Source organism: Shewanella psychromarinicola (assembly GCF_003855155.1).
Taxonomy (GTDB): Bacteria; Pseudomonadota; Gammaproteobacteria; order Enterobacterales; family Shewanellaceae; genus Shewanella; species Shewanella psychromarinicola.
This window is the reverse complement of the sequence record NZ_CP034073.1, coordinates 4,850,179-4,875,467: the sequence shown is the minus strand read 5'-3', so window position 1 is coordinate 4,875,467 and position 25,289 is coordinate 4,850,179. Positions and strand designations below refer to the sequence as shown.

Sequence of the window (25,289 nt, the reverse complement as noted above, 5' to 3'; positions counted from 1 at the left end):
TACCTGAGGCCGAAATGGCACAATTTTTCCAAGCAAAACCGAACAAATCTAAGCAATTATCAGCAAAGCTCAGCCTCAGCGTGACTCAACTTGACCATTTAGGTGCGGGCATAGCGCAACATCAAGGTAAAATTGTGTTTATTCCTGGTGTGCTGCCAGGAGAGACGGCCACAGTACAATTTGTGGAACAAAAGAAAAGCTATGCTAAGGCCAAGTTAATTGCTATTGATGTGGCATCTGCTCATCGAATCACCCCTCATTGTCCTCATTATCATCAATGCGGCGGCTGTGATTTACAGCATATGGACACTAATGTGCAACGCGATCATAAGCAAACTAGTTTAGTTGATCTCATCAGCAAGCTGTCCAGTGCTAAAACCATTGAAGCCGATATCATCGCAGAACCTTTAGTGGGAGAGGCGTGGCATTACCGTCGACGTGCCAGATTGGCAACATTATTCGATAAAAATTCTCAGCGGCTACAACTTGGATTTCGTGCAGCAAATAGCAATAAAATTGTCTCTATTCAGCAGTGCCCTGTATTAGCAGAGTCTTTATCCGCGTTAATTACCCCATTGGCGGTTAATTTAAATCAACTCAAAGCTAAGGCTAGTTTAGGGCATGTTGAACTTACCCAAGCCGATAACGGTAATTTTGCCGTATTAAGAGTCACCAAAGTCTTGCCAGCATCCGATATTCGTTGGTTAACGGGCTTTGCTGAAAAACATCAACTTAACTTATTATTGCAAGATGATGCTGGTCAATTGACGCAATTGTATCCGTTGTCACAAGCCAATGATGATGTAGTCGCGTTACCTTATTATCATCTTGCACAGGAATCGGTTCGCTGCTCGTTCACGCCAGGCAATTTTGTTCAGGTTAATGGTGCTATTAATCAGGCCATGGTGGATCAAGCCATTGAGTGGTTAGCCCCTCAGGCTGGTGAGCGTATTCTAGACTTGTTTTGTGGTGTGGGTAATTTCAGTTTACCCTTGGCTCGACGAGCTGCAGAGGTTATAGGTGTTGAAGGTGTACCTGAAATGGTGCAACAAGCTAAACAAAATGCTATTGATAACCAGTTAGATAATGTCACCTTTCATCATGCTGATTTGAGTGCCGATTTATCGACACAAACCTGGTTAGGCAAAATTGATAAGCTGTTGCTTGATCCTGCTCGAGCAGGAGCCTTTGAAAGTTTACAATGGTTACAGAAAATGCAACCTAAAAAAGTGGTCTATGTTTCATGTAATCCAGCAAGTTTAGCCCGCGACAGTAGTGTATTATTAGCCAATGGTTATCGTATTGCCCAAGTGGGTTTAGTTGATATGTTCCCGCAGACACACCATATTGAAGCGATGGTGTTATTTGAATTAGATAAATAAACATCAGTTTTAGCCATACACGATAGGTATGCTAAAAATTTGTTCAACTGAGCACTATTGAATTGACAACACAATGTAGATTTTCAAGATAGGCCGTTTAGTTGTTTTAACACCATGTCTGCACCGATTTGAGTGGATGCTATGGTTGAATATCAGTCGGTCATGCGGCTAAGGAAGGGTTCATGGTATCTGTTCGCGAAGCACATTTTAATACGCAAGCATTCCATCTAGATGAATGGGTGGCTCGTTATCTTGTCGATAAAGATGACGCGCAAACCTTATTGGAATTGATCCAGCATGTTGAGGCCTTACCGGTTAAAAATAAACTGGCTCACACCGAGTTGCTGGCACGTGCACGTGAAATGATTGAAATTCTTGCGCCGCTGAATATGGACATTGAAACGCTGCAAGCCGCAGTGTTGTTTTTGCTCCTGGATGCTGGCGTTCTCAATGAAGAGCAAATTATAGCGCAATACGGTGATAATCTTGCCAAATTAGTCGCCAGCGTCGTGACCATGAATGCCATTGGGGCGTTAAAAGTCAGTAAAAACTCACGTGATGCTGAACCGCAAATCGACAATATTCGAAAAATGCTATTGGCAATGGTTGAAGATGTTCGCGCCGTAGTGATCAAATTAGCCGAACGAGTGTGTTTACTGCGCGCGGTAAAAAATTCCGATGAAGAAACTCGGGTGTTGTTAGCGCGTGAAATTGCCGATATCTATGCACCATTAGCAAACCGTTTGGGGATTGGCCAGCTTAAGTGGGAACTTGAGGACATTTCTTTTCGCTATTTACATCCAACGGTTTATAAAGACATCGCCAAACAACTTGATGGCAAGCGTGTTGATCGTGAAGTGTTTATCGACAAATTTGTGACCCAGTTGCAACAGCGTTTAGACAGTGATGATATTCGCGCTAAAGTGTACGGTCGTCCTAAGCACATTTACAGTATTTGGCGCAAAATGAAGGGCAAAGATCTTAAGTTTGATGAGCTTTTTGACGTTCGAGCTGTACGTATCGTTACCGACAGATTACAAGATTGCTATGGTGCATTAGGGGTTGTACACGACCTTTGGCATCATATTCCGCGTGAGTTTGACGATTATGTCGCCAATCCAAAACCTAATGGTTATCAATCTATTCATACTGTGGTTGTTGGGCCTGAAGGCAAAACAGTAGAAATTCAAATTCGTACCGAAGCGATGCATCAAGACGCTGAACTTGGGGTCGCCGCGCATTGGAAATACAAAGAAGGTGCCAGTACCACCAAACAAACGGGTTACGAAGAAAAAATTAATTGGCTGCGTAAAATTTTACAGTGGCAAGAAGATGTGGCCGAAAGTGGTAATTTGGTTGACGAAGTCCGCAGTCAAGTCTTTGAAGACCGAGTGTATGTATTCACCCCTAGCGGAGAAGTCGTCGACTTACCGTTAGGCTCAACTGTGCTCGATTTTGCTTACTATATTCACTCACAAGTGGGTCATAAGTGCATTGGCGCCAAAGTCGATGGCCGCATTGTACCATTCACTTACCAAGTTGAAACCGGTGAGCGTATTGAAATTATCACCTCAAAAACCCCAAACCCTAAACGTGACTGGCTTAATCTTAATTTAGGTTATATAAAATCATCCCGTTCGCGCTCAAAAATACAACATTGGTTTAAACAACAAGACCGCGATAAAAATATTGCCGCGGGTAAAGAGATGCTTGAGTCTGAATTAGCCCGTGTAGGTTTAAAAGTTAAAGACGCAGTCGTGGCGGTTGAGCGCTTTAATTTAAATTCAATGGATGACATGCTGGCTGCCATCGGTGGGGGAGACCTACGCTTAAATCAAGTGGTTAACTTTACTGACACCTTAATTCATAAGGTAGAAGACACTGACGAAGACTTACTTGAAGATATTATAAAGAAAGCGTCAAATAAACCTAAAAGATCGAGTAAAGGCCAAGTTGAAGTCAATGGTGTGGGTAATTTAATGAGCCACATTGCACGTTGTTGCCAACCGGTACCTGGCGATGAGATTTTTGGCTATATTACTATGGGACGGGGTATCTCTGTGCACCGCAGTGATTGCGAGCAAGTAAAAGAGTTAATGCGCGCTCATCCTGAACGTAGCGTGGATGTCATTTGGGGGGAAAACTACTCTGGTGGTTATCGTATCCGCGTAAGAGTCCTTGCCAATGATCGCAGTGGTTTACTGCGAGATTTAACCACAGTGCTTGCAGCAGAAAAATCCAATGTGATGGCCATGAGTTCATCTTCTGATGTTAAAAGCCAAACAGCCACCGTAGAGCTTGAACTTGAGCTGTATAATTTAGATGGTTTATCACGAATTATCGCGAAACTGTCGCAAGTTGATGGTGTTATTGAATCTCGTCGATTATAAATAACCTCATGTATTAATTGAACAGGCATCTACTTATTAGGTGCCTTTTTTTATTAGGTTTCACCCCCAAAAGAGGCCCTTTCTATGGCAGATATTCAATCGTTACTGACCATCATGCAGCAATTACGCAATCCTGATTCTGGTTGCCCTTGGGATCTGGCTCAAGACTTTGCCAGTATAGTGCCCTTTACATTAGAAGAGGCTTACGAGGTCGTTGATACGATTGAGCGACAAGCATGGGAGGAATTACCTGATGAACTGGGTGATTTACTGTTTCAGGTGGTGTTTTATTGTCAACTGGGGCAAGAGCAAGGTAAGTTTGATTTTTCCACCGTGATTGAGCGCATTAGTGATAAGTTGATTCGTCGTCATCCGCACGTGTTTGCCCAGCCAGAAACCGAAGCGACTGTGGCAATCACCAATACCGATGATTTAAGCCTCGCGTGGGATAAATTAAAAGGGTCTGAACGTCAGCAAAAACAACTGCACTCCGCTTTAGATGATATTCCCCAAGCATTACCTGCGCTAACCCGAGCACGAAAAATTCAACATCGAGTCGCTAAAGTCGGTTTTGATTGGGCAGAACTGGCCCCTGTGGTTGCCAAAGTACATGAAGAAATAGATGAAGTGCTGGTTGAGGTGAGTAAACGGGATCAAAACCCTGATTTCTATCAGCCTAGGATTGTTGATGAAATGGGTGATTTGCTATTTGCCGTAGTCAATCTCGCCCGTCATTTAAAGGTTGATCCTGAGCAAGCTCTACGCCAAGCCAATCAGAAATTTGAACGTAGATTTCGAGGTGTAGAGCAGCACGTAGCTGAAAACGGCAAACCTATAGAAAACCATACTCTGGACGAATTAGACCGGTACTGGAATGCGGTGAAACAAGATGAAAACGCAAATTAAGCTAAAATTAGCGCGTTTAAGTTTGTCGAAACGAGGTGGCTTTGCTATAATATCGTCCCATCCTAGTGCTTTCTTACAAGCACGTTTTTTTCCAATATATTTCTCAGGTTCAGCATGACTACAAGGTATATCTTCGTTACTGGTGGCGTTGTTTCATCACTAGGTAAAGGCATTGCAGCAGCTTCGCTGGCGGCAATTTTAGAGGCGCGTGGCCTCAATGTAACCATTATGAAACTTGACCCTTATATTAACGTCGATCCGGGTACCATGAGTCCCACTCAGCACGGTGAAGTTTTCGTCACTGAAGATGGTGCTGAAACCGATCTCGACTTAGGTCATTACGAACGTTTTATTCGCACCAAAATGAATCGCCGCAATAACTTTACTACTGGCCGTATTTACGAAGAAGTCATTAGTAAAGAACGTCGTGGTGATTATTTAGGCGCAACGATTCAGGTTATCCCTCATATTACTAATGCCATTAAAGCAAGAGTGTTAGCCGGTGGTGAAGGCCATGATGTGGCGATTGTGGAAATCGGTGGCACTGTAGGTGATATTGAATCATTACCGTTTCTTGAGTCTATTCGTCAATTAGGTGCAGAGCTAGGACGTGAACGCACGTTATTTATGCATTTAACCTTAGTGCCATTCTTAGGCGCTGCAGGTGAAATTAAAACCAAGCCAACTCAGCACTCTGTTAAAGAGTTACGCTCTATTGGTATTGCTCCGGATGTACTGGTTTGTCGTGGCGACCGTGCGGTTCCAGCAATTGAAAAAGCCAAAATCTCGCTATTCTGTAATGTTGAAGAACGGGCGGTTATTTCATTAAAAGACGTAGATAGCATCTATAAAATCCCTGCATTATTACGCTCGCAAGGATTGGATGATCTGGTTATCAAACGTTTCAACCTCGATTGCAACGAAGCCGATTTGTCTGAATGGGAACATGTTATTTACCAAGAAGCTAACCCTAATGGTGAAGTGACCATTGGTATGGTTGGTAAATACATTGAACTACCTGATGCCTATAAATCAGTTAACGAAGCATTAAAGCATGCGGGTATAAAAAACCGTGTGACGGTCAATATTAAATACATCGATTCGCAAACGGTTGAAGCCAAAGGCGAAGAAGTGTTGCAAGGCCTAGACGGTATTTTAGTCCCAGGTGGCTTTGGTGAGCGTGGCATAGAAGGTAAGATTTTTGCTGCTAAATTTGCCCGTGAAAACAAACTACCTTACTTTGGTATTTGTTTAGGCTTGCAAGTGGCGTTAATTGAATTTGCACGTAATGTTGCCGGTTTAGAAGGTGCACATTCAACGGAGTTTAATCAGCAGACTCCACATCCAGTGGTAGGGTTAATCACTGAATGGATTAACGATGATGGCGATATTGAACAACGTCATGAATCGTCTGACTTAGGTGGCACAATGCGTTTAGGCGCACAGCTTTGCCATTTGAAAGAAGGCTCTAAAGCTGCAATAGCTTACAAGTCAAATACTTGTGTTGAACGCCATCGTCATCGTTACGAAGTTAACAATAATTATATTGAGCGTTTAGAACAAGCGGGCCTAATATTCAGTGGATTGTCTTCTGATCGTAAATTGATTGAGATGATTGAGCTTGCTGATCATCCATGGTTTGTTGCGGGTCAATTCCATCCAGAATTCACCTCAACACCGCGCGATGGGCATCCATTATTTGAAGGGTTTATTGCCGCTTCTTATGCGTATCAAAAACGCGACATCGTTTAATCAACAAGCCGTTAATGCATGCATTAACGGCTTTTTTATTCAAAATGCTTGCGCGAGATCAAATAATCGCACCTATGATCTCAAACGAGAGTGAAAACTAAGTTGAAGCAAAGTCCAATTAGATTTATCCTAAGCACAAATCGAATTTAAATTACAAAACTGAAAGTTACATACCAATAAATCTGCTTTTCTGAGTGTTTTATGCTTTTGTATTGGTATTAACTTTTTATTTCTTTTAATTTTTTAATTTACTTACACAAAGTACGAGGGAATTATGGCTAACATCATTAAAGTGATTGGTCGCGAGATTATGGATTCGCGTGGTAACCCAACGGTTGAAGCAGAAGTGCATTTAGAAGGTGGTTTTGTGGGTATGGCTGCGGCACCATCTGGCGCCTCTACCGGTAGTCGCGAAGCATTAGAGCTTCGTGATGGCGACAAAACACGTTACTTAGGTAAAGGTGTACTTAAGGCCGTTGCTGCTGTAAATGGCCCAATTGCTGCAGCGCTTAAAGGTAAAGATGCATTGGCTCAAGCTGAACTTGACCAAATCATGATTGACTTAGATGGCACAGAAAACAAAGCAAAATTTGGCGCTAACGCGATTCTTGCTGTGTCTCTTGCGGCTGCTAAAGCGGCTGCGGCAGCTAAACACGTACCTTTATATGCTCACATTGCTGATTTAAACGGTACACCTGGTGTTTACTCTATGCCACTTCCAATGATGAATATCATCAATGGTGGCGAGCACGCAGATAATAGCGTTGATATTCAAGAGTTCATGATCCAACCCGTTGGTGCTAAGACTTTCCGTGAAGGCTTACGTATGGGCGCGGAAGTATTCCACAGCTTAGCTAAAGTGCTTAAAGCTGACGGTCACTCAACGGCTGTGGGTGATGAAGGTGGTTTTGCGCCTAACCTAGCCTCTAACGAAGCGGCACTTGCTGCAATCAAAGTGGCTGTTGCAAACGCTGGTTACGAGTTAGGTAAAGACATCACGTTAGCGATGGATTGTGCTGCATCTGAGTTTTACGACAAAGAAGCAAATATTTACGATCTTAAAGGTGAAGGCAAAAAATTCACTTCTGAAGAATTTAATTTCTTCTTACAAGATCTTACTACACGTTACCCAATCGTTTCTATCGAAGATGGTCTTGACGAGTCTGACTGGGATGGTTTCGCTCACCAAACTAAACTAATGGGCGATAAAATCCAATTAGTGGGTGACGATCTATTCGTAACAAATACAAAAATTCTTAAGCGTGGTATCGACAATGGTATCGCTAACTCTATCCTAATTAAATTCAACCAAATCGGTACATTAACTGAAACCTTGGCTGCCATTAAAATGGCTAAAGATGCAGGCTTTACTGTTGTAATCTCTCACCGTAGTGGCGAGACAGAAGATTCAACGATTGCTGATTTAGCTGTTGGTACCGCGGCAGGCCAAATTAAAACAGGGTCACTAAGCCGTAGTGACCGTGTTGCGAAATACAACCAATTGCTACGTATCGAAGAAGCCCTAGGTTCAAAAGCACCTTACAACGGTCTTAAAGAAGTGAAAGGCCAAGCATAATTTTTTTTGCTTTAACTGAAAAAGGCCACCACTGGGTGGCCTTTTGTGTTGTACTATAACGGACATGTTTTCTAGGGGTTACTTCGACATAACTTAATATTATGAAACGATTACTATTTTTACTGATTTGTTTATTGTCACTTTTACAGTACCGACTTTGGCAGGGCGATAACAATTTTTCAGAATATGTCGTGCTGCAAACCCAAATAGCGGCCCAAGAACAAAGTAATGATAAGCTAGTCGCTCGAAATCAAATCCTCAAAGAAGAGATTATCGATTTAAAACGTGGCACCGAAGCGATTGAAGAACGTGCCCGCAACGAGTTGGGTATGGTTAAAGAAGGCGAAACGTTTTATCGGGTAGTAGGCAGTGAACTACGTGAGCTAAACCAATTTAATCGTTAATACTGTGTAACACCGCAGGCAAAACTCTTAATCATATTACTTTCAATTTTGGTACTGCTAATATGCTAAACAATCCTCGTTCTATTATTGCTATTGTTCCTGCCGCGGGTGTTGGTAGCCGCATGGGGGCTGATAAACCTAAGCAATATTTAATGCTTGGGCAACAAAGCATCCTCGCACATACATTAGATGCATTATTGGCTCATTCTGAAATAGACTTGGTGGTGGTAGCTCTACACCCAGAAGATAAGTATTTCAGTAAGTTACCACAATCTCAACATCCTAAGTTAACCCAAGTCATTGGTGGTGAAGAACGCGCTGATTCTGTTTTAGCGGCATTAGATTATGCACAGACTCTTAATCCTAATGCGTGGGCTCTGGTTCATGATGCCGCAAGACCTTGTGTAAGCCACGAAGATATTACCCAATTGATTGAGTCTGTACACATTCATCCTCAAGGCGCCATTCTTGCTGCGCCAGTTCGTGACACCATGAAGCGAAGTGACGCTAGTGGTCATATTGTCAGTACTGTCGATCGCGCGTTGCTATGGCATGCATTAACCCCACAGTTTTTTCCCGTATCATCTTTACGCAGCCATTTATCGGCCGCACTAGCGGCCCATGTCTCTATTACCGATGAAGCCAGTGCAATGGAATGGGCGGGAGTCATGCCGGGTCTGGTTCAAGGCCGAATGGATAACATTAAAGTGACTCATCCAGATGATTTACAGTTGGCGGCCTTGTTTATGTCACAAAAATAAATTGAACAGTTATAAACAACACTTGTTAATATCGCCTCATAACAAGTTAATATAAGGTTTTAAATGAATATTCGTATTGGTCATGGTTTTGATGTGCATAAGTTTGGCGGTGATAACCCACTCATTTTAGGTGGTGTGACGGTTCCTTATGACAGTGGGCTCATCGCCCATTCTGACGGTGATGTGGTATTGCATGCTATTAGTGATGCGATATTAGGCGCGATGGCGTTAGGGGATATAGGTCAACATTTTCCTGATACGGATGCCGACTTTGCGGGTGCCGATAGTCGTGTGTTATTAAAACACTGTTATCAACTTGCACTGCAAAAGCAATTTATATTAGGTAATTTAGATGTCACCATTATTGCTCAAGCACCTAAGATGGCGCCACATATTGAGGCTATACGTCAGTGCCTTAGTGCCGATTTACAAACGGATATCGATAACATTAATGTTAAAGCGACGACGACCGAGAAACTCGGTTTTACTGGACGTAAAGAAGGCATTGCTGTTGAAGCTGTTGTGTTGATGACGAGTCGATAACCTACAAAATATAGAGAATTCTGGCACATGAAAGAATTACATTACCTTTTTGGTAAACCAATAAGCCAAGCTGATTTACGTACCTATAATAGCGATTTTATTGTTAAAGAAATTTTGCCTTTTACGCCAACAGGCGAAGGCGAGCATCATATGCTCCATGTGCGTAAAAACGGCATGAATACGGTCTATGTTGCTGAAATATTGGCTAAGTTCGCTAAAGTTCATCCGAAAGAAGTGACCTTCGCTGGCCAGAAAGATAAAAATGCTATTACCGAACAATGGTTTGGGGTACGTATTCCGGGTAAAGAAACCCCTGAGTGGACAGAGCTTAATAATGAGAAATTAACGATTTTGTCGAGCAGCCGCCACAGTAAAAAACTGCGTATAGGCGCCTTGATCGGAAATCGGTTTGTGCTGACATTACGCAATATAACCGATATTGCCGATGTTGAAACACGTCTACAACAGATTGCTAAGTTAGGTGTACCCAATTACTTTGGCGAGCAACGTTTTGGCCACGACGGTAAAAACCTCATTTGGGGTCGACAAATGCTCAGCGGTGGTCGCAACGTAAAAGATCGTCATAAACGCAGCATGTATTTATCAGCAGTACGTTCCAATGTGTTTAATCAAGTGGTGTCATTTCGTTTAGCCCATCATCATACTGACACATTAGCAGGCGATTGCGTGATGTTAGCTGGCAGTAAAAGCTATTTTACCGCTGAAACGTGGGATGAGGTTCTCAATAGTCGCTTAGCAGAAAAAGATATTCAACTTTCAGCCCCGTTGTGGGGCAAAGGTATACCATTAGCGCAAGCCGAAGCATTAGCCGTTGAACTGGCACCATTAACAGATTTATCAACTGACTTGCAAGGACTCGAAGATGCGGGCTTATCACAAGAAAGACGACCCTTATTGCTTGAGCCTCAAGGGATAAAATGGCAGTTTGAAGCGAATATACTTACCCTTGAGTTTGTGTTGCCGGCCGGCAGTTATGCCACGTCGATGTTACGTGAACTTGCTGATTATCAAGATATTCAAGAATCACAGCGAAAAGAGATGGTTGCGGATCAACAAGCACAATCCAATGAAGAGTGCTAATGAATGATTAATATTTTAGTCAGTAATGATGATGGTGTGAGTGCGGCCGGTATTATTGCGTTAAGTAACGCACTGAGCGAGTTTGCCCAAGTGTTAACAGTTGCACCTGATCGTAATTGTTCGGGTGCGAGTAACTCATTAACCTTAACTAATCCATTGAGAATCAATAATTTAGGTAATGGCTATATTGCTGTTAATGGCACTCCAACTGACTGTGTTCATCTCGCTATTAGGCAGCTGTGCCTTACGGAACCCGACATAGTGGTTTCCGGTATTAATGCCGGTGCGAATATGGGAGATGACACCTTATATTCAGGTACCGTTGCCGCTGCAATGGAAGGGCGTTTTTTAGGTCTGCCAGCCATAGCGGTGTCTCTCGTGGGAAAATCATTAATTCATTACGATACTGCTGCGGTTTATGCGACTAAAATTGTAAAAGGGTTGTTGGCTCATCCTATTAGTCGTGATCAAATGTTAAATGTTAATGTCCCCGATTTACCGATAGCAGAAATTAAAGGGATTAAAGTCACCCGTTTAGGTGCACGGCATAAAGCAGAAGGTATGATAAAAACCCAAGATCCAGCGGGTAAAGATATATACTGGCTTGGGCCTGTTGGAAGTGAACAAGATGCAGGTGAAGGGACCGATTTCGATGCAGTAGCAGCAGGATATGTATCAATAACCCCCCTAACAGTTGATTTGACGGCATACAATCAACTTGATGGATTAGCCGATTGGATAATAAAAATATGACACCGGTAGCTTCAACATCAGCAATAAATTTGGCCAAGAAATTGTCTGATGCAGGGATCCGACATCCTGCCGTATTGCATGCTGTAGCAATAACACCACGGGAATTGTTCCTTGATGGTGCATTAGCTCATAAGGCGTATGAAAATACTGCATTACCAATCGGGCAGGGACAGACAATTTCACAACCTTACATTGTGGCTCGAATGACTGAGCTTCTGTTACAGCATAACCCTCAAAAAGTATTAGAGATTGGAACCGGTTCAGGCTATCAGGCTGCTATTTTAGCATCGTTAATTCCAGAGTTATGCACTATTGAACGTATCAAAGCATTACAAATACAAGCTCGTCAAAGACTAAAGCGCCTAGACCTACATAATGTATCATTCAAATATGGCGACGGTTGGCAAGGGTGGCCAAATCGAGGGCCATTTGATGGCATTATGGTGACGGCCGCTGCAGCAAGGGTACCTCAAGCATTGCTTGAACAATTATCTGACCGTGGTGTATTAATTATTCCGGTGGGAGAAGACACCCAACAATTGCTTAAAATTACCCGTGTCGGACAGGCATTCCAATCTGAGATCATTGAGTCAGTTAAATTTGTTCCTTTAATTAATGGCGATTTGGCATAGTTAACCTCAGCTCTTTGTCCTGCTATATCTATTGCATTGCAATAGGCAAGCTATTGACGCGCAATGGGCCTTGTTGGCAACACAAATGGCAAGTTTGATATTGCAGACTTGGCGTAAACCTGTTTTTATCGATTTATCCCGTCTCTTATCCCGAGTTGAGCTTAGTCAACATGATAAAATGAGGTTTGATACATTAACGATATTTTCGTTTGCAACAAGCTTGTTTTAGCCTAACAATCACGTACCTCTCCTAAAAGGATTTTGTTTGATGAATACCGGTTGGCCACACTTTTTGGTCTTAGCAATTATGCTCACTGGATGCAGCTTTCAAGCTGATCGTCCCGCGCCGGTTGACAGTTTATCGTCAAATAATCATGGTCCTCGTTATCATAAAGGCTCATTAAAAACGAACAAATACAAAGTAAAGAAAGGTGACACGCTTTATTCAATTGCTTGGGGGGCAGGGCGTAATTTTGTGGACGTTGCCCGTTTGAACCATTTATCGTCTCCTTACATTATTTATCCTGGGCAAGTACTTAATTTAGCGGCCACTAATAATCGTCCATCGACAACCGTTCGAGCACCTCAACCTTATGTTACTTCTGTACAAACACAAGCCGTTACCAAACCATATATTTCGAGCTCAAATCGTTCTCAATTAGAAACAATCAAACCGAAGGATATTCCAAAGCCAAGCCCAGCAGTAGTTTCAGCCAGAACGAAAAAAGTTCTTGATCACAAAGTCAAGCCTGCGTATTCTGTAACAACTACCCAGCAAACAATTAACCAAAGTGCAATAGGTTCTGTCGCAAATTTGCCACAGCAAGTTCAGCAATGGCACTGGCCAGTTAGAGGTCGAATAGTTGGATATTTTTCGGCATCAGAACAAGGCAATCAAGGGATAAAGATTGCTGGTAACCGCGGCGATATTATTAAAGCCGCAGCAGATGGGAGAGTCGTGTATGCAGGTAATGCACTGCGCGGGTATGGCAACTTAGTGATTATCAAGCATAATGATGATTTTTTAAGTGCTTATGCGCATGCCGACACGATACTGGTTAAAGAAAAGCAATATGTGAGTGCAGGTCAAACAGTTGCAAAAATGGGCAGTACCGGGACTAATCAAGTTATGCTTCACTTTGAAGTGCGCTTTCATGGTAAGTCTGTCAACCCATTACGATATCTACCTAAACAGTAATTGTTTAGTCACATAATTAACGGAGGATAAGCAATTGCAGTAGATTAAATAACATAAATTAGGTTTGGGAGAGCAATTATGAGCCGCAAAAATAATACTGCTTCAGCAGAATATCTTGTCGATCTAGCTAAACAACCACCGGGAGATACAACCGATCACCGTGATTTGGTACAACAACTCGAGATTGAAGAAAAAGTCCAAGATGACTTACAGAAAAATTTAGATGCTACTCAATTATATTTAGGTGAGATAGGTTTTTCTCCGCTACTGACTGCAGAGGAAGAAGTGTTTTTTTCACGTAAAGCCCTCAAAGGCTGCGAAAAATCTCGCAACCGCATGATCGAAAGCAACCTTCGCCTTGTCGTTAAAATTTCCAGAAGATATAACAATCGTGGTTTAGCGCTACTCGATCTTATCGAAGAAGGTAACTTAGGTTTAATCAGAGCGGTAGAAAAATTTGACCCTGAACGTGGTTTCCGATTCTCCACTTATGCAACATGGTGGATTAGACAAACCATCGAACGAGCGATAATGAACCAGACTCGCACTATCCGTTTACCCATCCATATTGTTAAAGAATTAAATGTGTACTTGCGCACAGCAAGACAACTTGCTCAAAAACTTGACCATGAACCTACCGCAGAAGAGATTGCCGAAAAATTAGATGTATCCACTGGTGATGTCAGTCGCATGTTAAAACTAAATGAAAGAATTACCTCGGTAGACTCGCCATTTAGTGGCGATAATGAGAAAGCATTAATAGATGTCATTGCTGATGATGATTCCGTCGGTCCAGATTATCGCGTACAAAATGAAGATTTATCTAATTCGATTGTAGAGTGGTTAAATGAGCTTAATACTAAACAACGTGAAGTGCTGGCGAGACGTTTTGGTTTACTCGGATATGAACCTTCAACATTAGAAAATGTCGGTGCTGAAATCGGGTTAACCCGTGAGCGAGTGCGCCAAATTCAAGTTGAAGCTCTCAAACGCTTAAAAGATTTACTTGGCGCGCAAGGGCTTTCAGTTGAAGCATTATTCAGAGACTAATGAATATTGAATCGATAATTGTTCAATAAGTACAGCTTAAGGTTTTGTCGGTATTCGGGTTGAGAACCTATATGAGTGGTTAATACTCCATCTCATGTATTTAGGTTTATCTCGTTAATTTATTTGAGCTTAATCGATGTAAACGTAAGCTCAATCGTTTGTTAAGATAAAAAGTTTGTTAAACAATTTGCCTCACCCCCCCCGATGTTTTTTGACGCCGCGTCCCCACTTTTAGTCCATTTCAGTCTCTCGTTTTTAGTCTCTCATTATTCCTGCTTATTGTGTCAGCCTATCATTGTTGCTGTGCTACATGGTCGCGAAATGCAGTATTGGAGTGGAAGCCTTGGCCGACTTCCACGGTTTCAATAACCTCAACTCGGTATAAGAGATGGGTAAGCTACCAAACGGCATTATTTGTTAACTTACGTTATTTGTTAGCTTACGTTATTTAAACGCTTTAATTCATATAAATAATCTAATGCCTGTTTAGGGGTTAAATCATCAGGATTAATTTGCGCTAACTTGTCCAACACTGGCGACGGCTCTGGTATTGGAGGTAATAAATTCATGCTCACTTGGGTCGGATTTTGCTGTGATAAACTCATGTCACGGTTTTCAAGTTGATGCAGTTTTTGTTTTGCCGCTTTAATGACTGAGGCCGGAACACCTGCGAGCGCCGCAACTTGCAGACCATAACTTTTACTTGCCGCACCTTCTTGTACCGAATGCATAAAAGCAATGGTGTCATCGTGTTCTATGGCATCTAAGTGCACATTAATCACTGACGGTAACAGTTCGGGCAGTTGGGTGAGTTCAAAATAATGAGTGGCAAATAATGTCAGTGCACTAAGGTTTTTAGCGAGATATTCTGCAGCAGACCACGCGAGCGCTAACCCATCATAGGTTGAAGTACCACGGCCTATTTCATCCATCAACACCAAACTGTTTGCGGTTGCATTATGCAAAATGTTGGCGGTTTCGGTCATTTCAACCATGAAGGTTGAGCGACCCGATGCCAAATCATCAGAGGCACCAATGCGGGTAAAAATACGGTCAATCTCACCTATTTGAGCAGAATCTGCGGGCACAAAACAGCCAATGTGTGCCATTAATGTAATGAGCGCCACTTGACGCATATAGGTTGATTTACCGCCCATATTAGGACCGGTAACGATTAGCATTTGCCGTTGCGGTGTTAAAGCGACAGGGTTAGCAATAAACGCCGCTTGGCTGACTCGTTCAACCACTGGGTGGCGACCCGCATCAATATGAATACCAGTTTCGTGAGTCATTTGCGGACATTGGTAATTAAAGGTCTGGGCACGTTCTGCAAAATTACTCAATATATCAAGTTCTGCAGCAGCAGTAGCAAACTGCTGTAACTCTTGTAATTTTGGCAGTAATAAGTCAAACAGCTGTTCCCAAAGTTGTTTTTCAAGTGCGAGTGCTTTTCCCTGACTTGAGAGTACTTTTTCTTCGTATTCTTTCAACTCTGGGGTGATATAACGCTCAGTCCCTTTAAGTGTTTGGCGGCGTTGATAACTCAGTGGCACTCTGTCTGACTGTAAACGGCTCACTTCAATATAGTAACCATGGACGCGGTTATAACCCACTTTTAAGGTATTAATCCCTGTTTGTTGTTTCTCGCGAGCTTCAAGTTCGATTAAATAATCACTTGCCCCTTCACTTAACTTTCGCCATTCGTCTAATTCATTATTGTAGCCAGTACGGATAACGCCACCATCACGAATTAACATGGGCGGATTGTCTACAATAGCGCGTGCTAATAGGTCGTGTTGTTGTGGGAATTCACCTAATAATTGGACTAATGTACTCAATCGAGGTTGCTGGCATACCGCTAAGGTTTGCTGGATCTCAGGCAGAAGTGTTAATGCTTGCTTTAAACGTGAAAAGTCACGTGGTCTGGCGCTGCGTAGTGCCAAACGTGCCATAATACGTTCAATATCACCTAAGCTTTTTAGCTGTTCATGTAGCGTCTGATATAAGTCTCGCTCAATCAATTCGCTGACAGCGTTATGGCGATATTGAATCGTTTGGCGATGTCGTAATGGTTCGTGGATCCAGCGCTGTAACATGCGGCTTCCCATAGGGGTTGCGGTATTATCTAATACCCACGTAAGAGTGTTCTCACGTCCGCCAGACAAGTTTTGTGTTAATTCTAAGTTACGTCGAGTCGCGGCATCTAAAATTATCGATTCCGATTGATTAAAACGTACAATGGCGTTGATATGTGGCAACGCCATTTTTTGAGTATCTTTTACATACTGCATTAAACAACCTGCAGCTTGTAACGCCAATCGAGCATCACTCATCCCAAAACCATGTAAATCTTTGGTGCCAAATTGACTGAGCAGTAAATTCACACAAGTATCGTACTCAAACTCCCATTCTGGACGGCGACGAATGCCTTTCATATTATTGATTAATAACATGTCAGTAAAATCTTCACTGTAAAGTAATTCGGCAGGATTCGTGCGTTGTAATTCAGCTTCTAATGCTTCACGGGTGGGTAACTCTGCAACCACAAAACGACCTGATGAAATATCCAGTGTGGCATATCCAAATCCGTTTTTACCTTGATAAAGTGCCGCCAGTAAATTGTCTTGTTTTTCTTGCAGTAGGGCTTCGTCGGTTAGAGTGCCTGGAGTGACAATACGCACGACTTGGCGTTCTACTGGACCTTTTGATGTTGCGGGGTCACCAATTTGCTCACAAATGGCCACAGACTGACCTATGTTAACTAATTTTGCTAAATAGCCCTCAACGGCATGATAGGGAATACCTGCCATGGGAATAGGATCGCCGCCACTTTTCCCGCGAGCGGTGAGAGAAATGCCCAACATTTCAGAAGCGCGTTTAGCATCATCGTAAAACAGTTCATAAAAATCACCCATCCGATAAAACAATAACATATCAGCATGAGCAGCTTTTAAGCTCAAATACTGACGCATCATCGGGGTGTGTTTTTCTAAATCGCTGGTATCAATTACTGTCATTATGAACACTTCACTATTTAATCAATCTTAGGGGGCGTAATTTTATGGGGCTAATCTTAACAATATTTGTCCCCAGCGTATAAATAGATTCATAATAAAAAGTATATCTGGATAAAATATTGATGTGAAAAGGCAATTATCACAGGTTAAAAAATAAATTGCGCTCAGCACTTGATACTGTATGACTATACAGTATACTGATGAACATACTGAAATGGTTTACATCATTTCACCTAAGTCAAAACAGCATTTTACTAAACGTATTGAATGCCTTAGAGGGTTTTATAATGAAGGTTGATCCAAATAAAGAGAAAGCACTTGCCGCCGTTTTAAGTCAGATTGAAAAGCAATTTGGTAAAGGCTCAATTATGAAGTTGGGCGAAGATCGCACAATGGATGTTGAAACTATCTCTACCGGTTCACTTTCATTGGATGTCGCTCTAGGTGCGGGTGGTTTGCCACTGGGACGTATCGTTGAAGTCTACGGCCCAGAGTCATCAGGTAAAACGACGTTAACTCTGGAAGTGATTGCAGCGGCGCAACGCGAAGGTAAAACCTGTGCGTTTATTGATGCTGAGCATGCACTTGACCCTATTTATGCCAAAAAGCTAGGCGTAGATATTGATAACTTACTTTGTTCACAGCCAGACACCGGTGAGCAAGCATTAGAAATTTGTGATGCGTTAACCCGCTCTGGTGCTGTCGACGTTATTGTGGTCGATTCTGTTGCAGCGTTAACGCCAAAAGCTGAAATTGAAGGTGAAATTGGTGATTCGCATATGGGCCTAGCCGCTCGTATGATGAGCCAAGCAATGCGTAAACTTGCTGGTAACCTCAAGCAATCTAATACTTTGCTTATTTTCATTAACCAAATTCGGATGAAAATTGGTGTTATGTTCGGTAGTCCAGAAACGACTACTGGTGGTAACGCGCTTAAGTTCTACGCTTCAGTTCGTTTAGATATTCGTCGTATAGGTGCAATTAAAGAGGGCGACGAAGTCGTGGGTAATGAAACCCGCGTTAAAGTGGTTAAAAACAAAATTGCCGCTCCATTCAAGCAAGCTGAATTTCAAATTCTTTATGGACAAGGTATTAATCGTACCGGTGAGTTAGTTGACTTAGGCGTTGCTCATAAGCTGGTTGATAAAGCGGGTTCTTGGTACAGTTACAAAGGCGAAAAAATTGGTCAAGGCCGCTCTAATGCGGGTAAGTTTCTAACTGAAAACCCAGCCATTGCCAGTGAAATCAATACCACTCTTCGTGCTATGTTATTGAACGGTGGTGCTAATGCATCAGGCTCAAAAACTGAAAATGATGAGAATGTCGATCTTGAAACTGGCGAGGTATTCTAAGCCAGTCAGTCAAATATATCGCGGTAGCGCATCTTGCGCGCCGCGAATATTCCCGCCATGAAATATCCTGTAAGTACATACGCACTTAATGATGTTCCTAATGATGAGTCAGTATAATGACCCTAACAATAGTGATTAGCAGTTAACGATCCTATCACTTCAATATGTTTTTTATCATTGAGTACATGAGTACATGAGTACATGAGTACATGAGTACATGAGTACAGCATAAGTGTTAATGGTATTAATACTTATACTCAAGTGAATTCAAACTGCAGTTTTTAATTTCTGAAAGTTATCATTAATTGTATCACCGAGTGTATCGGCAATATCGGGGAGGGTGATGCTAAAAAAGTCAGTGATTTTTCGTCGGAATTCTTTTGTCGTTGCGAAGTATTGCCCATTCCTCGCATGCTTATTCATTACCTTCCACAATCGTTCTATTGGGTTTAAATTTGGACTATAAGGTGGCAGGTAATGCAATGTTATATTCAGATGTTCAGCCTCTTTAACCACTAAGGCATTTCGATGGTATCCAGCGCCATCAAGCACCAAATGGATAACACCACTTGTTGAGTAACGCGCTCTAATTTGGTTTAAAAAATCGATGATGGATGCACCGTTAACCGTTTTGCTATATTGCTCAATGACCGCTTCTGTTAAGTGACCAAGTCGGATTGCACCAACCACGTTAATACGGGTTCGGCTTCCCGTCGTTTCTATCGGTTTATCAACGCCTTTTTTTATCCAGCCAGCGGTGATTTTTGTGGCTTGGGTCGGATGAACCGCATCCATAAATAATAACGGTTCATCAGGGGTTAACGAGGATTTTAGTTGCTCATAATATTCAATGAAAGCCGTTTGTTTGTCTTCATCAAATTTGTGAGGAACCCCTTTAGGGTTTTTATAGCTGAACTGATGTTTATGCAGCCATTTATTGAGGCCTGACACTGTGTACTTAATCTGAAATTGTTCTGAGATATAAGCGACTATTTGATGGCTATGCAAGTAGGTCACCTCACACAGGTGTGCAATCAATAGTTCAGTTTGCTCTTGACTCAGATAACTTAAGGAGCCGCCACTATTACACGTGAGTTTTTGGTCGTGAGCATAGGCATCAATGTATCGAACTACGGTCGTTTCGTGAATACGTAACGCTTGGGCAATCATTGGCGTTGGCCAATTTTCATCGCGTAGTAAAATGGCTTTAATGCGATCACACTCACGCCTATCACTCGAGCTTTTATGTCGAGTTTCCAATGCTACTTTTTGTTCTGGCGAGAGTGTAATTTGTTTCATGGGGCTATGATGATCCCATTTGGGACAAAATCAAGCATTTTCAATGATCACGGGTATATACCCCGTAGTTATTCACTGTTTTAACATCAACGTCCAACAAAGCCCACCTCAAGTAGCCATTTTTATATCTGCAACTTACGCGTAGCAACACACGACTCGTTAAAGCAGCCAGCCTCTTATTGATTACTTTTTACTGCTAATTTGTGTTCATGAACAAATTACTTTCTGTTAAGACCCGCTAATATTTATTGCACTCAATCTAATAGCCCTATTTATAACGCCTAATTGCAATAGTAATGCCTATGGTCAGTGGATTTTAATATTTGCTTGTTATTGGCTACTCTTATGGATTTCAACTAAGAGGGGAATCAAACCACTCATCTCGCATGTTGACGTAAATTCAGTATATAATGCCAACATTTACTGGCTTGCATGCCAAGCTCGTTACTTTTGTATTTTCTCTATTCAGGACCATTTATGTTTCAGACTACAGCAGAGTTAAGAAGTGCATTTTTAAAGTACTTTGAAGATAACGGACATCAGGTTGTTGATAGCAGCTCGCTCGTTCCCACCAATGACCCAACACTGTTATTTACCAATGCGGGCATGAACCAATTTAAAGATGTGTTCCTCGGTATGGATAAGCGTAATTACAGCCGCGCAACAACATCTCAGCGTTGTGTTCGTGCGGGCGGTAAGCATAATGATCTTGATAATGTGGGTTATACCGCTCGTCACCATACCTTTTTTGAAATGCTAGGTAACTTCAGTTTTGGCGATTACTTTAAAGAAGATGCGATTCGATTCGCATGGACCTTTTTAACCGAAACACTCAAGCTGCCAAAAGAACGCTTATGTGTCACCATTTATGAAACAGATGACGAAGCCTATGACCTATGGACTAAAAAAATTGGTGTGTCAGCTGAAAACATGATCCGTATTGGCGATAACAAAGGTGCATCGTTTGCGTCAGATAACTTCTGGCAGATGGGTGATACCGGACCTTGTGGCCCTTGTAGCGAGATTTTCTACGATCATGGCGATCATATTTGGGGTGGCCGCCCTGGCACACCTGAAGAAGATGGCGATCGCTTTATTGAAATTTGGAATATTGTATTTATGCAGTATAACCGTCAAGCAGACGGTGAAATGTTGCCACTACCTAAACCTTCAGTCGATACCGGCATGGGTATTGAGCGTATTGCTGCCATTATGCAGGGTGTACATTCAAACTACGAAATCGATATTTTTAAGCAGTTGATTGCTCAAGCCGCTAATATTATTGGTATTACTGATTTAGAAGATAAGTCACTACGCGTCATCGCTGATCATATCCGTTCATGTGCATTTTTAATTGCCGATGGTGTGATGCCATCAAATGAAGGCCGCGGTTACGTATTACGTCGCATTATTCGCCGAGCTGTTCGCCATGGCAATAAGCTTGGTGCGACTGACGCCTTTTTCTATAAATTAGTGCCAACGCTTATCAGCGTAATGGGCGATGCCGCAAATGGGTTAACACAATCTCAAGCCATTGTTGAAAAAGCCTTAAAAGCCGAAGAAGAGCAGTTTGCCCGTACCCTTGAGCGCGGTTTAGTGATTTTAGATGGCGCGCTGAACACCCTCCAAGGTGATACTTTAGATGGCGACACCGTATTTAAGCTGTATGACACCTATGGTTTCCCTATTGATTTAACGGCTGATGTTTGTCGTGAACGCGATATTAATGTTGATGAAGCCGGCTTTGACGTTGCAATGGCGCAGCAAAGAAGCCGTGCGCAAGCCGCAGGTAACTTTGGTGCAGATTATAATAGTCAGCTAATTATTGATGCACAAACCTCTTTCAGTGGTTATACCGAACTCACAGGGCAGCCGAACGTAATTGCTTTATATGTTGACGGTAAAGCGGTTGATACCGTGGTTGCGGGTCAAGATGCCGTTGTCGTATTAGACAACACCCCATTTTATGCTGAGGCAGGTGGGCAGGTGGGTGATAAAGGCCAACTGACAGCCGATGGTGTGGTATTTAACGTTGCTGATACGCATAAGTTTGGTCCGGCTACAGGTCATGAGGGTCAATTAACTCAAGGCCAATTAGTGCTAGGCCAGCAGTTAATCGCGCAAGTGGATAAAAAGTTACGTCATCGTACTCAGTTAAATCATTCCGTGACTCACTTATTGCATGCTGCATTACGCCAAGTGTTAGGTTCTCATGTGTCTCAAAAAGGCTCATTAGTGAACCCTGAACGCCTACGTTTTGACTTTGCTCATTCTGAAGCGCTCAAACCATCAGAGTTGAAAGCTGTAGAAGACTTAGTTAACACCCAAATTCGCCGTAACCATGCACTTTGCACCACTGAAATGGCCATTGATGAAGCTAAAGAAAAAGGCGCAATGGCTTTATTTGGTGAGAAATACGATGATCAGGTACGTGTTGTCACTATGGGCGATTTCTCTATCGAGTTATGTGGCGGTACTCATGTTGGCCGCACGGGCGATATTGGTTTATTTAAAATCACTTCAGAGGGCGGTATTGCTGCAGGTGTGCGTCGTATTGAAGCCGTCACTGGTGTTGCTGCTATGGCTTATATTGCCGATCAGCAAGCCGTGTTAGATGAAACCGCGCAACTACTTAAATCAGACAGTGCATCTGTTGTGGCTAAATTAAAAGCGCAGTTAGATAAAGTCAAACAGTTAGAAAAAGAGTTGTCTCAGTTGAAAGATAAGTTAGCCGCAGCAGCCAGTGCCGATATGGCAGGGGATGCAGTGGAGATAAATGGTGTTAAACTGTTAGTTAAACAGCTTAACGGTATTGACCCAGGTTCACTCCGTGGTTTACAAGATGAGCTAAAGCAAAAACTAAAGTCTGCGATTATTGTGCTCGGCACAGCTAAAGACGGTAAAGTGAATTTAATTGCTGGCGTCAGCAATGATTTAACTAAAAAGGTCAAAGCGGGCGAGCTCGTGGCAATGGTTGCACAACAGGTTGGTGGTAAGGGTGGTGGTCGTCCAGATATGGCACAAGCGGGTGGTTCTCAGCCTGAGAATCTAGCCGCAGCATTAGCCCTTGTGGAACCATGGGTAAACGAACGTTTACGTTAATGAAATCTGTAGATTAGCGTTTTTGATAGCAATTGAGACATGAAGTCTAAGATATGCGACTTTATGTCTTGAGTGCTATGAGCAGATTTGGCATAGTGAACTATCTTGCTAGCAGTAAAAGCGTTTAAAAGGATTGTTAGTTGGACAGTACTTATTGTGTGCTCAAATATAGCACTTGGTATTTGTTTTCCCTTCCTATCGTTTTTGTTATTGGTTTGCTGTAATGAATTATTTAACAACTGAGTGGTATAACGTAAATTGGTTTATTTTACGTTAATCTCGTTTTAAAAGACGACCAATCGTCAAATTTTATGATTTCCTAATAGAATATGCTTTATAAACTGACGTATTTTGAAATTGATACTATGATTTTATGTAAAGCAAACCTTATAATGAGCGCATATTACGGATAAAGCGTGTTATGCAGATCGAACTAAAGGAGCAATCGAATGCTAATTTTGACTCGTCGAGTAGGCGAAACATTAATGATCGGTGACGAAGTCACAGTTACTGTGTTAGGTGTTAAAGGTAACCAGGTACGTATAGGTGTTAATGCACCTAAAGAAGTGTCTGTTCATCGTGAAGAGATCTATCAGCGTATTCAATCTGAGAAGTCAGGTACGCCTTCTGAAGATGGAAATTTCTAATTTCGGGCAGTTTTTAATTTCGGGCAGATATATGCTCGATATCATCAAAGTCAGCATTTGCTGACTTTTTTGTTTTTTGCACGGCAAAGAAATTGCCGCTTTAGTTTAAATCAGTCCTGATAAGTTAACCTCAACTTGGAAAAACCGTATATTATCCAGAATTGAGGCTAACTAGCTAAGACCCTATCCGGCGATTGTCTGTGTCGCTTAACATGATGTTGAGCGGCAACTGAGTGCCGAGTATATGCCGTGTAGAAGTTACCTTATCGAGATCAACGATGTCTTCAAATATGTCGCTTGCCAAAAAAGGTTAAAACTCTCGTAGAATGAACAGAGACTTAATGAAATTGTTACGGTTATTTAAAACCATTATTCATAATAAATAACACGGTTTTGATGATTATTTGAGCCTATTATATCCAATGTGATTAAAAACAGTCCAAATGAAGTTAGGTTTCCTAAAAAGGGTTTGACTTATTTTCATCAAACAGTAAGATGTGCGCCAAGAAACGGAGAGGTGGCCGAGTGGCCGAAGGCGCTCCCCTGCTAAGGGAGTATGGGCTTTAAATCCCATCGAGGGTTCGAATCCCTCCCTCTCCGCCATTTCTTACAATAGATATACGATGCGGATGTAGCTCAGCTGGATAGAGTACCTGGCTACGAACCAGGCGGTCGGAGGTTCGACTCCTCCCATCCGCACCATTATCTATTAAAATGTGAACCATGAATGCGGATGTAGCTCAGCTGGATAGAGTACCTGGCTACGAACCAGGCGGTCGGAGGTTCGACTCCTCCCATCCGCACCATTACATAGTAAAGTGTTAATCATGAATGCGCGTGTAGCTCAGCTGGATAGAGTACCTGGCTACGAACCAGGCGGTCGGAGGTTCGACTCCTCCCACGCGCACCATTCATGTTTCACTAAGACCCAATTTATGCGCGTGTAGCTCAGCTGGATAGAGTACCTGGCTACGAACCAGGCGGTCGGAGGTTCGACTCCTCCCACGCGCACCATATATTGCGGAGAGGTGGCCGAGTGGCCGAAGGCGCTCCCCTGCTAAGGGAGTATGGGCTTTAAATCCCATCGAGGGTTCGAATCCCTCCCTCTCCGCCATTCATTAAGTAGAGTGAGTATTGTTAAAGTGCTGACTATAGCAATATTTATGAATGGCATCTTGTACTGATTTTGCGCGTGTAGCTCAGCTGGATAGAGTACCTGGCTACGAACCAGGCGGTCGGAGGTTCGACTCCTCCCACGCGCACCATAATAAAAAAGCCCTGCATTAATGTGGGGCTTTTTTTTTGTTAATTTTAACAGCCTTTTCTCATTTAACCGTAACCTCTTTATCAAATTAAAGTATGCGTCCGGGCAAGTACGTCTTCAACTGCGCTCATCGAGCCTTTATCTTAACGACTGATAATGA

General features: G+C 42.4%; 18 protein-coding genes and 7 tRNA genes. 23 read left to right on the top strand and 2 right to left on the bottom strand.

What is annotated here, in order from left to right; genetic code table 11:
* The first annotated feature begins 14 nt into the window (after positions 1-14).
* From rlmD to rpoS, 13 genes are all read left to right on the top strand, one after another.
* Positions 15-1,382 carry a 23S rRNA (uracil(1939)-C(5))-methyltransferase RlmD gene (gene rlmD, locus EGC80_RS21190; RefSeq protein WP_124012040.1) on the top strand — a complete coding sequence of 456 codons (1,368 nt, stop codon included), beginning with the start codon at positions 15-17 and terminating at the stop codon, positions 1,380-1,382.
* Between the two features lie 182 nt (positions 1,383-1,564).
* A complete protein-coding gene (relA, locus tag EGC80_RS21185; protein WP_101032463.1) occupies positions 1,565-3,772 on the top strand; it encodes a GTP diphosphokinase in 2,208 nt (735 codons plus the stop codon).
* Positions 3,773-3,856: 84 nt separating this feature from the next.
* Positions 3,857-4,678 (top strand): nucleoside triphosphate pyrophosphohydrolase, encoded by an 822-nt coding sequence (gene mazG, locus EGC80_RS21180; protein ID WP_124012039.1) that lies wholly within the window; start codon positions 3,857-3,859, stop codon positions 4,676-4,678.
* 114 nt (positions 4,679-4,792) lie between these two features.
* A complete protein-coding gene (locus EGC80_RS21175; RefSeq protein WP_101032461.1) occupies positions 4,793-6,430 on the top strand; it encodes a CTP synthase in 1,638 nt (545 codons plus the stop codon).
* A gap of 274 nt (positions 6,431-6,704) precedes the next feature.
* Positions 6,705-8,006, top strand: a complete 1,302-nt coding sequence (gene eno, locus EGC80_RS21170; RefSeq protein ID WP_101032460.1) for a phosphopyruvate hydratase — start codon at positions 6,705-6,707, stop codon at positions 8,004-8,006.
* A gap of 101 nt (positions 8,007-8,107) precedes the next feature.
* Entirely contained in the window at positions 8,108-8,410 is a 303-nt protein-coding gene (ftsB, locus tag EGC80_RS21165) for a cell division protein FtsB (RefSeq protein ID WP_101032459.1), read from the top strand.
* A 62-nt stretch (positions 8,411-8,472) separates the two neighbouring features.
* Positions 8,473-9,171, top strand: coding sequence for a 2-C-methyl-D-erythritol 4-phosphate cytidylyltransferase (ispD, locus tag EGC80_RS21160; RefSeq protein WP_124012038.1), 699 nt, complete (start codon positions 8,473-8,475; stop codon positions 9,169-9,171).
* Positions 9,172-9,234: 63 nt separating this feature from the next.
* On the top strand, positions 9,235-9,714 hold the full coding sequence (ispF, locus tag EGC80_RS21155; RefSeq protein ID WP_101032457.1) for a 2-C-methyl-D-erythritol 2,4-cyclodiphosphate synthase: 480 nt from the start codon (positions 9,235-9,237) through the stop codon (positions 9,712-9,714).
* Between the two features lie 27 nt (positions 9,715-9,741).
* Positions 9,742-10,815, top strand: a complete 1,074-nt coding sequence (gene truD, locus EGC80_RS21150) for a tRNA pseudouridine(13) synthase TruD (RefSeq protein WP_124012037.1) — start codon at positions 9,742-9,744, stop codon at positions 10,813-10,815.
* Between the two features lie 3 nt (positions 10,816-10,818).
* Complete coding sequence (gene surE, locus EGC80_RS21145) at positions 10,819-11,568, top strand: 5'/3'-nucleotidase SurE (RefSeq protein ID WP_124012036.1); 750 nt, start codon at positions 10,819-10,821, stop codon at positions 11,566-11,568.
* Positions 11,565-12,200 carry a protein-L-isoaspartate(D-aspartate) O-methyltransferase gene (locus tag EGC80_RS21140; protein WP_101034721.1) on the top strand — a complete coding sequence of 212 codons (636 nt, stop codon included), beginning with the start codon at positions 11,565-11,567 and terminating at the stop codon, positions 12,198-12,200. Before surE ends, EGC80_RS21140 begins: the two co-directional genes overlap by 4 nt.
* A gap of 265 nt (positions 12,201-12,465) precedes the next feature.
* Positions 12,466-13,398 (top strand): peptidoglycan DD-metalloendopeptidase family protein, encoded by a 933-nt coding sequence (locus tag EGC80_RS21135; protein WP_372491483.1) that lies wholly within the window; start codon positions 12,466-12,468, stop codon positions 13,396-13,398.
* A gap of 78 nt (positions 13,399-13,476) precedes the next feature.
* A complete protein-coding gene (rpoS, locus tag EGC80_RS21130; protein ID WP_101032453.1) occupies positions 13,477-14,448 on the top strand; it encodes an RNA polymerase sigma factor RpoS in 972 nt (323 codons plus the stop codon).
* A gap of 434 nt (positions 14,449-14,882) precedes the next feature.
* On the opposite strand, the gene mutS is transcribed toward rpoS, so the two are convergent.
* The gene (gene mutS, locus EGC80_RS21125) at positions 14,883-17,465 is read right to left on the bottom strand and encodes a DNA mismatch repair protein MutS (protein ID WP_124012035.1); all 2,583 of its coding nucleotides are present in this window, start codon (positions 17,463-17,465) and stop codon (positions 14,883-14,885) included.
* Between the two features lie 287 nt (positions 17,466-17,752).
* Here mutS and recA point away from each other — a divergent pair, with 287 nt between their 5' ends.
* Positions 17,753-18,817, top strand: a complete 1,065-nt coding sequence (recA, locus tag EGC80_RS21120; RefSeq protein WP_101032451.1) for a recombinase RecA — start codon at positions 17,753-17,755, stop codon at positions 18,815-18,817.
* Between the two features lie 267 nt (positions 18,818-19,084).
* On the opposite strand, the gene EGC80_RS21115 is transcribed toward recA, so the two are convergent.
* Entirely contained in the window at positions 19,085-20,116 is a 1,032-nt protein-coding gene (locus EGC80_RS21115; protein ID WP_124012034.1) for an IS630 family transposase, read from the bottom strand.
* 477 nt (positions 20,117-20,593) lie between these two features.
* On the opposite strand from EGC80_RS21115, the gene alaS reads away from it, so the two are divergent.
* From alaS to EGC80_RS21070, 9 genes are all read left to right on the top strand, one after another.
* On the top strand, positions 20,594-23,218 hold the full coding sequence (alaS, locus tag EGC80_RS21110; RefSeq protein ID WP_124012033.1) for an alanine--tRNA ligase: 2,625 nt from the start codon (positions 20,594-20,596) through the stop codon (positions 23,216-23,218).
* Between the two features lie 449 nt (positions 23,219-23,667).
* A complete protein-coding gene (csrA, locus tag EGC80_RS21105) occupies positions 23,668-23,865 on the top strand; it encodes a carbon storage regulator CsrA (RefSeq protein ID WP_076496509.1) in 198 nt (65 codons plus the stop codon).
* 511 nt (positions 23,866-24,376) lie between these two features.
* Positions 24,377-24,468: transfer RNA gene (locus EGC80_RS21100), tRNA-Ser, on the top strand.
* Between the two features lie 22 nt (positions 24,469-24,490).
* Positions 24,491-24,567 (top strand) — tRNA-Arg (locus EGC80_RS21095).
* A gap of 27 nt (positions 24,568-24,594) precedes the next feature.
* Positions 24,595-24,671: transfer RNA gene (locus tag EGC80_RS21090), tRNA-Arg, on the top strand.
* A gap of 27 nt (positions 24,672-24,698) precedes the next feature.
* Positions 24,699-24,775, top strand: a tRNA-Arg gene (locus tag EGC80_RS21085).
* Between the two features lie 27 nt (positions 24,776-24,802).
* A tRNA-Arg gene (locus EGC80_RS21080) sits at positions 24,803-24,879 on the top strand.
* Between the two features lie 8 nt (positions 24,880-24,887).
* Positions 24,888-24,979, top strand: a tRNA-Ser gene (locus tag EGC80_RS21075).
* 74 nt (positions 24,980-25,053) lie between these two features.
* A tRNA-Arg gene (locus EGC80_RS21070) sits at positions 25,054-25,130 on the top strand.
* The last annotated feature ends 159 nt before the right edge of the window (positions 25,131-25,289 follow it).

What these genes read in the sequence shown, in the direction of transcription:
- rlmD (WP_124012040.1), top strand. Translation starts at nt 15, where the DNA reads ATGGCACAATTTTTCCAAGCAAAACCGAACAAATCTAAGCAATTATCA.
- relA (WP_101032463.1), top strand. Translation starts at nt 1,565, where the DNA reads ATGGTATCTGTTCGCGAAGCACATTTTAATACGCAAGCATTCCATCTA.
- mazG (WP_124012039.1), top strand. Translation starts at nt 3,857, where the DNA reads ATGGCAGATATTCAATCGTTACTGACCATCATGCAGCAATTACGCAAT.
- EGC80_RS21175 (WP_101032461.1), top strand. Translation starts at nt 4,793, where the DNA reads ATGACTACAAGGTATATCTTCGTTACTGGTGGCGTTGTTTCATCACTA.
- eno (WP_101032460.1), top strand. Translation starts at nt 6,705, where the DNA reads ATGGCTAACATCATTAAAGTGATTGGTCGCGAGATTATGGATTCGCGT.
- ftsB (WP_101032459.1), top strand. Translation starts at nt 8,108, where the DNA reads ATGAAACGATTACTATTTTTACTGATTTGTTTATTGTCACTTTTACAG.
- ispD (WP_124012038.1), top strand. Translation starts at nt 8,473, where the DNA reads ATGCTAAACAATCCTCGTTCTATTATTGCTATTGTTCCTGCCGCGGGT.
- ispF (WP_101032457.1), top strand. Translation starts at nt 9,235, where the DNA reads ATGAATATTCGTATTGGTCATGGTTTTGATGTGCATAAGTTTGGCGGT.
- truD (WP_124012037.1), top strand. Translation starts at nt 9,742, where the DNA reads ATGAAAGAATTACATTACCTTTTTGGTAAACCAATAAGCCAAGCTGAT.
- surE (WP_124012036.1), top strand. Translation starts at nt 10,819, where the DNA reads ATGATTAATATTTTAGTCAGTAATGATGATGGTGTGAGTGCGGCCGGT.
- EGC80_RS21140 (WP_101034721.1), top strand. Translation starts at nt 11,565, where the DNA reads ATGACACCGGTAGCTTCAACATCAGCAATAAATTTGGCCAAGAAATTG.
- rpoS (WP_101032453.1), top strand. Translation starts at nt 13,477, where the DNA reads ATGAGCCGCAAAAATAATACTGCTTCAGCAGAATATCTTGTCGATCTA.
- mutS (WP_124012035.1), bottom strand. Translation starts at nt 17,465, where the DNA reads ATGACAGTAATTGATACCAGCGATTTAGAAAAACACACCCCGATGATG.
- recA (WP_101032451.1), top strand. Translation starts at nt 17,753, where the DNA reads ATGAAGGTTGATCCAAATAAAGAGAAAGCACTTGCCGCCGTTTTAAGT.
- EGC80_RS21115 (WP_124012034.1), bottom strand. Translation starts at nt 20,116, where the DNA reads ATGAAACAAATTACACTCTCGCCAGAACAAAAAGTAGCATTGGAAACT.
- alaS (WP_124012033.1), top strand. Translation starts at nt 20,594, where the DNA reads ATGTTTCAGACTACAGCAGAGTTAAGAAGTGCATTTTTAAAGTACTTT.
- csrA (WP_076496509.1), top strand. Translation starts at nt 23,668, where the DNA reads ATGCTAATTTTGACTCGTCGAGTAGGCGAAACATTAATGATCGGTGAC.